Raw genomic sequence first — 14,264 nt, forward strand, 5'->3', positions numbered from 1 at the left:
AGATCATTCCGCATCTTTTTTCCTGTTTAATTTCCAGGCAGTAAAACCTAAATAAACCATGCTGCCTCTGGCCCCGCCTTTTTTCAGCAAACCATTCACATTACTGAATCCCAAGAAAACCGGCCCGAAATGCCCAACCGCGCCAATAGACGGACGATTGTTCCCCTTAATGAATGAAATCGGGAAGGAAAAGTCAGAATCTTCATCTTCAAATCTCGGTGTAATGGTGAATGCATCGAGCTGATTAAGATCCAGATATTCTCCGCTTCTGGGCTTATAGCGTTTCGTTTGAGATAAATTCAGGAAAAAACCTTTTACCAGCTGTATATCCGCTTCCAGATGAAGTGCTTGCGGCAGCTGCACACTTCTTTGAAAAGTAGTGTCGCCCTCAGATGGGAATAACGTCATGAATCCTTCCGGACCTTTGTCGCTGACGTTCTCTAACTCTTTTTGACCAATAACAGCTTCTGCCTCACGACCTTTGCTCACTTTACTGCGCGTCGTTTTGTAACGAATAGAGCCCACGTCGGTTAGTGATCCGGAAAGTCGCACCAAATATTCCGGGCTTTCGTCGAAAACTTCTTTTGACTTACCCCAATAAGCACCGAGCTCGTAAGAAAAGCCAAGGTCATAACCCCAGCCAGAGCCATATTGATCCGAATTAAAGAGATTCGAAATGCGCATTTTCTTGTTCGGATTGCTGTAACCGCTTTCGTAAGCAAAGTTTTGAATGACCAGCTCGCTGGTTTCGTCGGCGCCCGCCAGCGGACGAATGCTGTACCGATCGGCTGAACCATTCAAATATCCAATTCTGGCACCAAAAACGCGTTTTCCTGTCACGCCAAGTCGTAATTTATGCGCGTCAAGATCCAATAATTGCACACCATAGGAGACACTTACGTCCGAAAAGCTTTGCTGCACCAGATTAAAATTACCCCAAGGCTGATCGGTCGGTGGCGTGCTGCCTGTATCGAGTCTGTGAAAATATAATGTTTGAATGGGGTCGGGGAGGTTTTTGCCTTGTACAAATCCCCTTGTCCTGAACTGCAATGCCAGGCCCTGATATTTGCCGATGGCGATCATGGCAGAAGGCCAGCGGATTTCACTGACTGTATAAATGGGGTCGTCGTTGAGCAGGGAGCCGGTTGTTCGGGAGCGGCCATATAGTTCTTTGGTCGAATGTGGGATCAGCAACGGATATAGCAGGGAGTTTTCTCCGACAAAATTGAAATATCTGTAATTGATGCTTCCGCCCAATGTTCCGATGTTGATCTGCCATTTGTGTTTGGGGCCGCCGAGGACCGACGGATTTCGTGTGGCGCGGTAGAGGCCTCCGTAATTACTTAGTTCCAGCCCGGGAATCTGCTGAGCGTAAGCGGCTTGTGATAAAATGCCCAGTAATAGTGCGAAGGTAAAAACTGTTTTTTTCAATGTTGAGCTTTGTTAGTCAAGGATAGCTTGCCGATTGTATCATATCGGATCGTTTCCTCTTTGATCAAATGTTGTAATGTTTGTAAAAAATCTTTTTCCGGAAATGCTTCAAACGCCTGGCCCAGTTCATTAGGCGTTGCCGGTCCGTTTTGGGCTAAAAATGTAACCACTGCCGTTTCCAGATCCGGGTTCTGAACCAGTTCATTCTTCTTATTTTGAATGCAAATGTCACAAACTCCGCATTCTTCCGCATCAAATTCGTTGAAATATTCGAGTAAGAGCAAAGTCCGGCAAATGCGGGTGTGGGAAGCATAATGCGCTACAGCCCGTGCCTTTTTGATATCTCTGTCCTTTTTTTTCTCTATCTCAAAAACATTAAGCGGTAACAATGCGGCATCGTATCGGGGTGTTAGTAATGTGAGCTGTGGTTTATTTTTTCTGGGTTCGTAGTCGATTATTTCACGCTCCTGCATGAATTTCAGTTTTCTAACGACTTCATTTTCCGGTGCGAAATAAATCTGCCCAAGCTCACTTTCCGAAATCCGCACATATTCTGTGAACAGTTCTCCGCCATACATCCTCAGAATTACCTTGATAAACGAATCCATTTCCTGGTAACGTATCTGAAAGTCGTATAATTGGCGATTATCGACCAGAAAATGGATTTTGGAAGCATCATTAAAACTCTCGCTCAGTTGCAGAAAGCCCTCTTCTTCCAGCAACTTCAAGGCGTAATGTGTCTCATTAACCGCAAGTCCGAATATTCCCGTAAATTCCTGTATATCAAAATCAAAACTGGCATACTCGCCTCCGCCTACGGCGAGTTTGTAGTAATTGGCGAGCGCCTGGTAAACCCTTTTTAAGACTTCCATCGGCGGATATTTTCGCTCCACACTTTCAGAAAGTTCTTCGAGGTCTATTTTGGTAAAAAGCGCAACGGCATATGCTTTTTGCTCATCGCGCCCCGCTCGTCCAGCCTCCTGATAATAGGCTTCCAGGTTATCAGGCAGATCGAAATGGATCACAGCGCGCACATCCGGCTTGTCAATTCCCATTCCGAAAGCATTGGTAGCAACCACAACCCTGACCTGATTTTTGATCCAGGCTGTCTGACGATCACTTCGTTCCCGAAAAGGCAAGCCAGCGTGATAGCTTTGTGCGCCGACTCCTTGTCTGTTAAGCCAATCGGCCAGTTCCTTCGTGCGCTTCCTAGTCCGCACATATACAATGGCCGTTCCCGAAACATTCTTCAAAATTTGCAGCAGCTTCCGCTCTTTATTTTCTTCTGAAAAGGCGGAATAGGAGAGGTTTGCCCTTGCAAAAGATTGCTTAAAAACCCGGGCGTTGCGCATTTCCAGCTTTTCCAAAATATCAGCCCGTACTTCCTCGGTTGCTGTTGCAGTTAGCGCCATTACGGGAACGTCAGGACGCTTTCCGTTTGCCAGAACATCACCGGCAATTATTTTTCTGAAATCTGAAATCAAAAGATAAGCTGGCCGAAAATCATAACCCCAGGCGGAAATACAATGTGCTTCGTCGATGGCGAGGAGGCAAACATTCATTTGCTTCACCCGGGCGATCATAATGTCTGTCCGTAACCTTTCGGGAGAGACGTATAAAAATTTTGTGTGACCGTGTATGCAATTGTCGAGCGTTATATCGATTTCATTCTTACTCATGCCCGAATGGATCGCCGCTGCGGAAACAGACCTGCGTTTGAGCTGTTCAACCTGGTCTTTCATCAGTGCGATCAAAGGTGTCACCACAATGCAAACGCCTTCCATTGCCAGCACAGGCACCTGAAAGCACACCGACTTGCCGCCACCCGTTGGGAGCAGAACCAGCGTATCAATACCATTAAGAACTGCTTTTATCGCATCCTCCTGAAAAGGGCGGAAGGTGTCGTAACCCCAATATTGCTTCAGGACAGCGTGAAGGTCGGTCATCAGTTATCTGCTAGTGCGTCGTAATTGGAATACAAAGTAAGGCCATAATGTTCGTTATGTAAAGAATTGCGCATTTGCGTTTGATAAAATCGTAAATTCCACCAAATTTTACTCAACGTTATGATTCCTGGTAACTCAACACATGAGCGATATCTTCCGTGGATATTTACTATCAGCTTCATCCTGATCACATTTCTTCCGAGGTCGCTTGACGACACCATGTTCATGGATGGGCTTGCTTACGCTTCCATTGCGCGGAATATGGCGCTGGGCATCGGCTCTTTCTGGCAACCATTTTTCGCAAAGTCGTTTTGGTTGCCTTATGACAATGGCCCGTTTTTCTTTGGTCATCCACCGCTTCAGTTTGGAATGCAATCCATTCTTTTCAGGGTAATAGGCGATTCCACTGCGGTAGAGAACATTTACAATTTTCTGGTGCTGGTTGTTTCCATCATTCTGATCGTGAAGTTTTGGCAGAAATTGTTTGAAGAGACACCTGATCTGGCAAAATACACGTGGTTACCCGTGCTGTGCTGGTATGCGACCGTTACGGTTTATTATAGTATTCCAAACAATTTTCTGGATAGCACAATGTCCATTTTTTGCCTTTTGTCGTGCTATTTTCAGCTCAGGTTCCTTAAAAGTAAATCGTTTGGCACACCTAAAAAGTACATTTTTCCTGTTCTCGCGGGAATCTGCATTGTGCTGGCTTGCCTGACGAAAGGCCCCGTAGGGTTATATCCGTTAGCATTTGCGATGATATATGTAGTGGTCTACGATCATGCAATGTTTGGGATTGGCGTTAAAATAACAGCGCTCGTTTTCGGAACGTTTGCCGTTACTATGGGCTTGATTTTGCTTTATCAGCCCGCTTTTGTCTTTTTGAAAACCTATTTTAACGGGCAGGTGGTGCAAGCTTTGTTACAAAAAAGAGAAAAGGCGGGCGAAGGATTGGCGGGACATTTTTATTTGGTAAAAGAATTGCTTCGCAATGTTTACCCGCATCTTGCCATGTTGGTAGGGATATATTTGATTAGCTCTTCTCACAACATTAAAACTGCCCTTGGCAAGAAAACCATAAGGATCTGTCAGCTCACGCTGCTTGTTGCCGGATCGGCAATTGTCCCAATGTTGGTGAGTATCAAGCAATATCCGCATTACCTATTGCCGTCTTTGCCGTTTGTAGCCATCTTTTTCGCCGCGCTTTTCGTCGAGAAAGTCCATGCTTTAACATTGCTTAATACAAAAATGGCAGTCGCAGGATTCTCCATTGCCGTCGTATGCTGCTGGACTTTTACCATTATAAAACTGCGGAATATGGAGCACAATGAAATGGCTGCCAATGCCAAAGAAATCAAGCATTATGTGGCCCGCGCGTCGACAATCGGGATTTGCCAGAATCTTTACCACGAGGCGGACATTCATACTTACTTGCAGCGTTATCATTTCTTGTCGCTGACTACAAAAACAGAGAATGCCAAATATGTGCTCGCCGACGCCAATTGTTTGCCTTCGTTTGATTTAAAAAAAGATAAAGTTGTGCCGCTGGAAGATCATTATTTTCTGGTGATCAGGAACCAAAAGGCTCGCGACCAGCATGCTGTGTATCATTGAATGTGGTAAAATGTTACCTTTGCCACTATAATTCTAACTATACTCCATGCGCACACTTATCTTCTTTGGCAGTGTTTTAATGCTTTCAGGTTGCTCGGTATCCCACTATTTAAAACGAGAATTAAAAAATTCCACAGTCCTCAGTCAGCAGCATACCGGTGTTTCTATCCAAAAACTGGGCGAGAAAAAAGAGCTGGCGGCTTACCAAAGCAACAAATATTACAATCCTGCATCCAACACCAAGTTATTCAGTTATTACGCCGGTTTATGTGCGCTCGGCGATTCTATTCCCGGTCTTGAATATTTGGAATGGGGTGAATTACTAATCATTCGCGGCACAGGTGACCCGTCATTTTTACATCCTGATTTACCAAAAAGCAAGGTTTTTGAATTTCTGAAAAACCGAAAAGAACCGATCTTCTTCACGGCCTATAATTTTGAAAACAAGCGCTTCGGTCCGGGTTGGGCGTGGGGCGATTACAATGATTATTATCAGCCCGAAGTTTCCCCATTGCCGGTTTACGGCAACATTGCCCGCTTTTCGGGAAACACGTCTTCGGGCGAAACTGCGGAACGGTTTCAGGTTGCGCCTGCTTACTGGAACAAAGCAATGGTTTTAGATACAGCGGCCTCAGGCATTGAACGGGAAGAGGGACAGAATTTATTCCATCATTCAAGATTGGGTGTGCCCCAAGGACTTATCCAGGACGTTCCGGTGCGTATGACCGACGCGATCACGGTTCAATTGCTGAGCGACACATTGAAAAAGGAGATTAAGCTGATCAACATCCCATTGGAAATTGAGCTGAAAAAAGTGAACAGCATTCCTTCTGATTCACTTTATAAAAGAATGATGCAAGTGAGCGATAACATGCTGGCGGAGCAACTCATGCTGCTATATGCCTCGGCAAACGGTCTGCCACTAAACACGGAAAAGGCCATAGCGCACGCCATTGAGCATCATATGAGTGATTTGCCGGATAAGCCGGTTTGGAAAGATGGCTCGGGGCTGAGCCGTTACAACCTTTTCACTCCCAGGACAATAACAACATTGCTTCAAAAAATCCATCAAAAAGTGCCTCAGGAAAAGTTATTCCAGATTCTGCCTGCCGGAGGGAAGTCGGGAACATTGAATAATCTGTTCAAAAGCAATCCGCCGTTTATTTTCGCGAAAACCGGGAGTTTGAGTAATAACTTCTGCCTGAGCGGCTACCTGATCACAAAAGAGGGCAAGACACTTGTTTTTAGTTTCATGAATAACAACTTTACCCGTCCTACCGGTGAAATCAGGAAGGAAGTGGAGCGAATTTTGACTGGATTACACGATAAATTTTGAGGTTAATCAGCTTCATTCCAGGTCTTTCCAGTGCAGAAAATGCGATTTTTCCCATTCTTCCGTACTAACAGATAAATGGAATAATTGCCAGGCTCAATCGTGGCCAGGTGAAAACTGGCAAAAGCACCCTTATTAAAATACATTCCCCTGCGAAGTGTCGTTTTCAAAGGCACGGCCGACTGATTGGGCGGAGAGGCATAAACGTGATCTTGCGATTTTAAAATTACATATGCGCCGTCCGAATAATCTTTCACCGGTTTGAAAAAATCCTGTTCAAAGTTGATACCCAGGTAATTGCCGGATCTGGCAACCAGATCAGGGCTATATGTGCTGTCGCAAGCCATTGCATTTGACTTTATCCGCGGATTCCAGACTTCTGCCAAAGGGTCATCGGAATTGTAGTATGCCCTTATTTTTTCAAAGTGTTTTTGGTCCATGGAGAACATTCTGATCCCAAGCCAATCTGCATTATAACGCGCATTAAATTCCTGGGCAACAGCCGAGCGGCGATAATTAACAGCCTCGGCAAAGTTACCATGCAAAATGACCAGATTCAGAATCACCGTCAAGACAAGCAGGACAGGAGACAGACGAACCCTCGAATGCTTGCTTCTCAGGCTCAGAAAGGCAAAATATAATGCAATGCAGCACATGGTTGAATACATCCGGTAACGGCCTTTGAACATGCCGGCAAATGTGTCTGTCGGAATGCGTTTATAGGTGAGTGCGAGCGTGGTTATGCCGATGAAAATCAGGATGGAAAGCGCAAAAATGGCCGTTCGGTTGTTATATTTTGATTTCAGCCAAGCAGCATTCCAAAGCGGTAAAATTTGTGTTTGATATAAAAAAATGAACGCTATCACCAGCAACATGCCGAATGCTGAGGCAATGTACATGGTTGAAAGCGGAACGCTGTAAGCGCTTAATGTGGCAATAGACCCAATAAAACCAAATAAACCAAAAAACCCTTCCTTAACCTGCTGCGGATTCGAAAAGCTGAGATTTTGCGTGATAGGCGTGAAGTCGAGGAAATAAATGAGCGCCACGAATGCCGTGAAAAGCACCGTGGTAAAAAACTGGTTGCGGCGGCCGGTGATGAGGAACATGAGCGCGATAACCGGCAGAACCATCAAGCCGTTTCCATATGTGAATGTGGCGGCAATGGCGAAAATCAGGCTAATAAAAACCCTTTTTGGATGATAAGCAGCGAAATAAAGCGCAGAAAGTACAAAAAGGATGACGCCGAAGTTGCAAAGCGAGCTGACGCCCCAAAAAATATTCTCGTAAGATTGAATGTTAAACCAAAGCCACAAAACGGGCACGAAATACCAGATGGAAATGTGCAGTTTTTGAAATGCTTTGTAAAAAATAAATGCGCACAATCCCCAGCAAATGTTGGCGACGATCATTAACCAGACGAGGTTAACGCGGCCAAAAATATCATAAAATAGCAGGATGACAGAGCGGGAAAAAACGAGGCGGTGCTCGGGAAATAATGTGGTAAGCAGTTTCCAGCGTTCGGGCAAGGTGGCCTTTTCAAACTCGGGAATAATGCCGAAAACGAGGATGTCGTCGAAGGCTACATAATTGACATTCAGTGCAATGGACTTGAAAACCCAGATATAAAGAATAATGGGAATGATACAAAACAAAAATGCCAGCCAGATCTTATTCCGGATGAAGCCTAGGAGAGTCAAAAACATATTTCAATTCATTCGTGCCGGGAATCCAACACGCTAATTAAGCAGGTGAATGAGGATTTTCAACCATTGAAGGCTTTAATTTTCTGTTTCCTCTTCCGCTGATGCGCGCGGATCTTTGGTGTAATCGTAAAGAAGTTTGCCTTTTTCATCCCATTCTCTCAGCACAAACGGCTCAAATTCTTCGTCCCAGCCCGATTTCGGATATTGAATTTCTTTTTTGCGCTGGCGACGGAATTGATAGTATTCAACCCAGCGACCGATTTTCTCACCGCCATCATATTTGCCGCTCACCGCCAGCTGGCCTTCTTTATAAAACTGCATATACTCGCCCTCAACCTGCCCGAACATTACCGGCAAAACCTCCTTGATCTGACTGTGCGCTGAGTCATAGTAAGTGATACGCGATTCGGCAGGGAAGCCATGCTCCCAAATAGACTTGTCGATCAGATTAAATTTGGCATCATACTTGACCCAGCGGCCATCTTTCGCACCCATATAGTAAAAGCCTTCCTCGATCAGGTTTTCTCCGCTGTACTTTTTGTAAGAGCCATGCAGCGGCAATGCTTGTTCCTTATCCTTAATGAGCGCAGAGCTCAATTTTTTGCCTTTCTTATCATACCAGCGCGTATTTGCACCCAGGACATATTGGTTCAGAGGCTTATATTCCTTCAATACATGGAAATATTCAACCGTTGCCCGGTCACCGCTGCCGTATTTGACAGACATGCTTTGCATAGGAATGCCTTCGTACTGCACCTTTGCAAGCTTCGCTTTCTCCTTCTTGCTTTTGCGGTCTTTCTTTTGACTTTTAAACTCTTTAACTTTTAATCCAAGGTCAGGAATGGTCTCGCCAAACAATGTGGACAGGCTTGTAGACTTTCCTTCCGCGCCCGGCGTGGATGCGCCCGGAACTGATGCGCCCACAACGGGATCCAGGCCGGATACAAATGATTTAAGTCCTTTGGAGCGGTTGATAGTATCCTGTTTAACCGTTTCTTTTGGCAACCAGGAAGGCGTTTCCTTGCTTGGTTCCGATTGCCCCAATGCCGTCTGAGCCAGAATAAGAGCGAAAAAGCACCAGAAAAGAATAAGTCTTTGCATGTGTATTGAATTTTTCTTCAGAGCAAGATTGTTACTTTTGTAACGAATTGATTATTTCTATATTGATTATCAACGCACAAATTTAAAAAAACGCAGTGGAAAAAAGTGCTAAAATTTATATCGCCGGACATCGCGGGATGGTGGGCTCAGCCATTCATCGTAAATTAGTTAAAGAAGGATTTGATAATTTCCTGCTCAGGACCTCTTCTGAGTTGGATCTGCGTGATCAAAGCGCCGTTAGAAACTTTTTCGAAACAGAGCGGCCAGAGTATATTTTTTTGGCGGCTGCGAAAGTCGGCGGCATAATGGCCAATAATATTTACAGGGCGGAATTTTTGCACGATAATTTATTGATCCAAAACAATGTCATCGACAGCGCCTATCGTTCAAATGCTAAAAAGCTGATGTTTTTGGGTTCAAGCTGCATTTATCCAAAACTGGCACCGCAACCGCTGCATGAAGATTCGCTGCTTACCGGGCTTTTGGAGCCTACAAACGAACCTTATGCGATTGCTAAAATTGCCGGAATAAAAATGTGTGAAGCCTACCGCGCACAGTATGGCTGCAATTTTATCTCTGTAATGCCTACCAATCTTTACGGCCCGAATGATAATTACGATCTGAATAACTCCCACGTGCTTCCTGCAATGATCCGCAAATTCCATGAGGCGAAGGAAGAAAACAAGCCATTTGTTGAGCTTTGGGGCACTGGATCTCCTTTAAGGGAGTTTTTGCATGCCGATGACCTGGCTGATGCCTGTTATTTCCTGATGCAAAATTATGATGAACCTGCTTTCCTGAATGTGGGTGTCGGAGCGGACGTTTCAATAAAGACACTCGCAGAAATGATCCAGCGTGTAACCGGGTATTCCGGAGAAATTCATTGGAACACGGACAAGCCGGATGGCACGCCTCGCAAGTTAATGGACGTGAGCAAGCTGCATGCACTTGGGTGGAAACATCGTGTGGAATTGGAGGATGGAATAGCGGTTACTTATCAGGATTTTCTGCAAAAAATAGAAACTTACGCGGTTTAAACCAATTGAATGCAAAGGGTTACAATTGTGAAAAGCCTAATAATTAGCTACTAAATTCTATTTTAGCCTACGATAATTCTATTTTTTGACAAATTTTCAGTATATAATTGTAAGATTCTTCGGGAAACTAATTAGTTTTGCAGCGTCCTAAAAAAGGGATAATACAAAACCTTAGTCATAGAGAAATGTCGGCCATTATTAAGTTAGACCAGATAGACCGTAAAGTACTGGAGATCCTACAAACGAATGCTAAAATAACCAACGCACAACTGTCCAAAGAAATAGGCTTGTCGCCTGCACCGACTTTGGAGCGTGTCAAAAAATTAGAGCAATCAGGAATTATCAAAAGCTATCATGCGCAATTGGAGCCCGAAAAAGTGGGCCTGGGTGTTAGCACATTTGTACAAATTTCCCTGGTTGGGCATAGAAAAGCGGTTACAGAATCTTTCGTTGAAAAGATACATGCAATTCCAGAAGTTATTGAATGTCACCACATTACAGGAACGGGAGATTTTCTTCTTCGGGTGATTTCAAAAGACATCAGCACATATCAGAAATTGATGCTTGAAAAAATAAATGAGATTGAGGAAGTAGCCAGCACGCAAACGATGGTGATTCTTTCGACATTTAAAGAAAGCAAAGTGTTGCCGATCCCATGATCTTTTAAACACATTGATCAAACAAAAAGCGCCGGACTTTAAAATCCGGCGCTTTTTGTTTGGTACAAATGCTGTTTCTTATAAATGCATATGTTATTGGTGTTGCTCACGAAGCAGATCGTTCACAGTCTTCACTGGATTGAAAGTAATTAGGGGCACTTCAACGAATAATGTATTCCAATCAGCCATCGCGCCATTCCATAACCCGGGCAATTCCTGTGCTTTGAGCTCCTTACCATCTTTGGATTTTCCTGTAATGAAGCCGGTTAAGGGGTCACGGAATTTTTTCAGGTCATATAATTCGCCTTTGCTGTTTTTCACGGCGCAGACCAGATCCACTGGGTTAAAGTGTGTTGAGTTTTTGAAAATGCTGTTTTGCGACTCATCATCTACATCAACCTGCGCCGACTCTACAATTTGCAGAGACGATGAACCATCCGCATTCTCAGCCCAAAACGGACCGCCGCCTGGCTCTCCCTGGTTTTTAACCATTCCGCAAGCTCGCAAAGGCCTGTCCAGTTTCTTTTGAAAATAAATGGCTTTCTGATCATCCGACCATGAATCAAAGTCAGCAGGAGGAACAACGCATAATTCTGTTCTGAAAAATGAGTCCAGTTCGCTCAGTAATGCTGAGTGAGCCTGATTTTTCAGTTGTTCAAGATATGCGAAAATGCGTTTTTGATAGCTTAAAACAATTCCCGCTAATGCCTTCTTATAGGTGATTGTGTCTTGCTTAATTCTGTCAGGAACTACATTATCAATGTTTTTGATAAAAATAATGTCCGCATCCAACTGGCCCAGATTGTCCAGCAATGCGCCGTGACCTGCCGGACGGAACAATAGGCTGTCGTCTTTTTCACGGAAAGGCGTGTTATCGAGGTTAACGGCAATGGTATCCGTTGCGCTTTTTTGTTCTGAAAAAGAAACAATGTATCGCACGCCAAACTCGCTCTGGTAACTCGGCAGCACTTCTACAACCAGTTTTTCAAACTTATCGCGGTGCTCCGGCGAAACTGTGAAATGGATCTGAACATTGCTTCCGGCATTGGCATATTTGGCTCCTTCCACCAAATGTTCCTCCAAAGGCGTTCTGGAACGGTCTTCGTAGTTATGGAATTTGAGCAAGCCTTTTGGCAATTCTCCGTAGCCCAAACCTTTATTAGTCAGGAAATAAGAGGCTATTGTTTTTTCGTCCGCAGTTTCAATGTTGTTGCCATCCGCAGCTAATGAAGTTTTTAAATCATCGTAAAATGCGAAATCCTTTAATTTGGTAAAGAACTCATCCACAGACTTATCCTTCTTATCGTCCTGTAAAAAGCTGAAAAGGGATTTGAACATTCTCGTAGCAGCGCCTGATGCCGGAACAAACTTCAAAAGTGCGATTTCTCCTTCAGAAGCGCTTTTGTCAAATTCACTGATTACCGTTGCAATCTGATCGTCGGTCAGGCGAATAATACCATCACCAACGGTGGCGGCTTTTGAGAGTTGGAGGAAAGGGAATCCGTTTACAAAATAATTTACTTGTTCTTCTACTGTGGCAATATCGCTTCCGCGGTCTTTTATTTGTATAATGTCTTTTTCAATAAACATATAAACGGTCGTTTAATGGTGAAGTTTTAGGGAATGGCTTTTATAAAAATGGTAATGTAGTGTGGAAGGTAAAATCAATAAAGCTGGCGACAAACATACTATAACTATGCGAAGCGATTTATTTAAGAATTCGGAGTTTCGCGAAGCTCAGCAATAAAGTTTTTTCCCCAACCAGATTGAAATTAACGGTTGCCTTGCGATCCGTGCCGTTCACATCCATGCGGGTCACTTCTCCAAAACCAAATTTTAAATGTTCAACTTTATCACCTTCTTTCAGGTCAAAGGTGTCGCTGGGCACGAAATGTTCGGAAGGCGTATGCGTAACCGTCGTGCTGGAAGGTGTCGGGGCAGGTTTTCTTTGGGTTAAATTTCTGGCAAAGGACGTCACCGGACTCACGCTTTCTCTCGTAGGCGCTCCGTGAAGCATATTGGATACATTCAGGAAATGCGGATCAACTTCAAGAAGGAAACGGCTCGGTTCGCACATTTTCAGTCTTCCCCACTGATAGCGGCTTTCCGCGTAAGAAAATGACAGCTTCTTTTCGGCGCGGGTGATGGCGACATAAAACAGCCTTCTTTCTTCTTCCAGATCCTGGCGGCTTTCGAGCATCATCTGGCTGGGGAAAAGATCTTCTTCCAAACCCACAATAAATACATTCCGGAATTCCAGACCTTTCGCCGAGTGAATGGTCATCATTGTAACGCGGTCATTATCATTATTATCGTCCGGTTCATCGGCATTTGTTAATAAGGAAACGGATTGGAGAAATGCGCTTAATGTTTTGTCCTCGGTTTCTTCATTATCCACAAATTCCTTGATCCCGTTCAGCAATTCCTGGACGTTTTCGTAGCGGGAAAGTCCTTCCACCGTTTTGTCCTCGTACAATTCCCGCAAGATCCCCGAAACTTTGGCAATGTGCGCCGAAACCTCATAAGCATCCTTTCCTTCTTCGACCATGATTTTAAAGCTTTTGATCAAAGTCGCAAACTGCTCGATCGGTGTAATGGTCCTTCCGCTGGCATATTTGCCAATGTTGGCAACCACTTCCCAGATCGCAATGCTATTTTCGGATGCCGCAACCGCAATTTTTGCAACTGTTCCGTCGCCTATGCCTCTTTTTGGAAGGTTAATGATGCGCTTGAATGCTTCTTCGTCGCGCTGGTTTACTGTAAAGCGCAAGTAAGCCAGCAGATCCTTGATTTCCTTTCTTTGATAAAAGGATTGTCCACCTATGATCCGATATTTTATTCCAAGTTTACGAAGCGCTTCTTCAAAGGACCTGGATTGTGCGTTAGTCCTATATAGGATAGCAAAATTCTCGTTACGCAACGCTTTCGACATTTTTTCCTCAAAAATCGCTGTTGCAACCAACCGGCCTTCTTCATTATCCGATCCTGCCTTGATTACATCTATTAATGAACCTTCTTCATTATCTGTAAAGGTTCGCTTTTCCAGCTGCGCCTTATTGCGTGCAATGACAGAGTTAGCAGCATTAACGATCGTGCTCGTTGAGCGGTAATTCTGTTCCAGTTTGATGACCCTTACATCCGGGAAGTCTTTTTCGAAGTTGAGGATGTTTTCAATGTTCGCGCCGCGGAATGCGTAAATGCTTTGTGCATCGTCTCCAACTACCACAATATTCCTGTGGACGGCCGAAAGTTTCCTGGTTATCAGATACTGCGAAACGTTCGTATCCTGAAACTCATCCACCATCACATGCTGGAACTTGTGCTGATACTTATATAGTACATCCGGAAAGTCGCGGAAAAGAATATTGGTATTGAAAAGCAGGTCATCAAAATCCATCGCATTCGCCTGAAAGCAGCGCATTACGTATGTTTTGTAT

Annotated in this window: 10 protein-coding genes (1 of these 10 running past the window's edge); 4 read left to right on the top strand and 6 right to left on the bottom strand. The window is 44.3% G+C overall.

All coding sequences use genetic code 11. The features are described 5' to 3' along the window. Positions 1–3: 3 nt before the first annotated feature. The gene (locus tag NFI81_RS19875; protein ID WP_234616409.1) at positions 4–1,431 is read right to left on the bottom strand and encodes a DUF5723 family protein; all 1,428 of its coding nucleotides are present in this window, start codon (positions 1,429–1,431) and stop codon (positions 4–6) included. Then, positions 1,428–3,377 (bottom strand): RecQ family ATP-dependent DNA helicase, encoded by a 1,950-nt coding sequence (locus NFI81_RS19880; protein WP_234616408.1) that lies wholly within the window; start codon positions 3,375–3,377, stop codon positions 1,428–1,430. The genes NFI81_RS19875 and NFI81_RS19880 overlap by 4 nt, the downstream gene beginning before the upstream one ends. Before the next feature lie 120 nt (positions 3,378–3,497). On the opposite strand from NFI81_RS19880, the gene NFI81_RS19885 reads away from it, so the two are divergent. Next, positions 3,498–4,991: an ArnT family glycosyltransferase gene (locus NFI81_RS19885; protein WP_234616407.1), complete on the top strand. Its 1,494-nt coding sequence runs from the start codon at positions 3,498–3,500 to the stop codon at positions 4,989–4,991. A 46-nt stretch (positions 4,992–5,037) separates the two neighbouring features. Beyond that, the gene (dacB, locus tag NFI81_RS19890) at positions 5,038–6,327 is read left to right on the top strand and encodes a D-alanyl-D-alanine carboxypeptidase/D-alanyl-D-alanine endopeptidase (RefSeq protein WP_234616406.1); all 1,290 of its coding nucleotides are present in this window, start codon (positions 5,038–5,040) and stop codon (positions 6,325–6,327) included. A gap of 2 nt (positions 6,328–6,329) precedes the next feature. On the opposite strand, the gene NFI81_RS19895 is transcribed toward dacB, so the two are convergent. After that, positions 6,330–8,030, bottom strand: coding sequence for a hypothetical protein (locus NFI81_RS19895; RefSeq protein ID WP_234616405.1), 1,701 nt, complete (start codon positions 8,028–8,030; stop codon positions 6,330–6,332). 75 nt (positions 8,031–8,105) lie between these two features. Continuing rightward, complete coding sequence (locus NFI81_RS19900; protein ID WP_234616404.1) at positions 8,106–9,131, bottom strand: toxin-antitoxin system YwqK family antitoxin; 1,026 nt, start codon at positions 9,129–9,131, stop codon at positions 8,106–8,108. Between the two features lie 95 nt (positions 9,132–9,226). Between NFI81_RS19900 and NFI81_RS19905 the strand changes: the two genes are divergently transcribed. Then, complete coding sequence (locus tag NFI81_RS19905; RefSeq protein ID WP_256549263.1) at positions 9,227–10,168, top strand: GDP-L-fucose synthase family protein; 942 nt, start codon at positions 9,227–9,229, stop codon at positions 10,166–10,168. Positions 10,169–10,353: 185 nt separating this feature from the next. Continuing rightward, entirely contained in the window at positions 10,354–10,827 is a 474-nt protein-coding gene (locus NFI81_RS19910; RefSeq protein WP_015813234.1) for an Lrp/AsnC family transcriptional regulator, read from the top strand. 93 nt (positions 10,828–10,920) lie between these two features. Here the strand turns inward: NFI81_RS19910 and NFI81_RS19915 are convergent, their stop codons facing one another. Both NFI81_RS19915 and NFI81_RS19920 read right to left on the bottom strand, forming a co-directional pair. After that, positions 10,921–12,417, bottom strand: coding sequence for a DUF4301 family protein (locus NFI81_RS19915; protein ID WP_234616403.1), 1,497 nt, complete (start codon positions 12,415–12,417; stop codon positions 10,921–10,923). 118 nt (positions 12,418–12,535) lie between these two features. Continuing rightward, positions 12,536–14,264: the 3' portion of an ATP-dependent helicase gene (locus NFI81_RS19920; protein WP_234616402.1), read on the bottom strand. Its footprint extends 536 nt past the window's final position; only the last 1,729 of its 2,265 coding nucleotides appear in the window; its start codon lies off the right edge, out of view; the stop codon is at positions 12,536–12,538.

The sequence above is a fragment of the Dyadobacter fanqingshengii genome (assembly GCF_023822005.2).
Taxonomy (GTDB): domain Bacteria; phylum Bacteroidota; class Bacteroidia; order Cytophagales; family Spirosomataceae; genus Dyadobacter; species Dyadobacter fanqingshengii.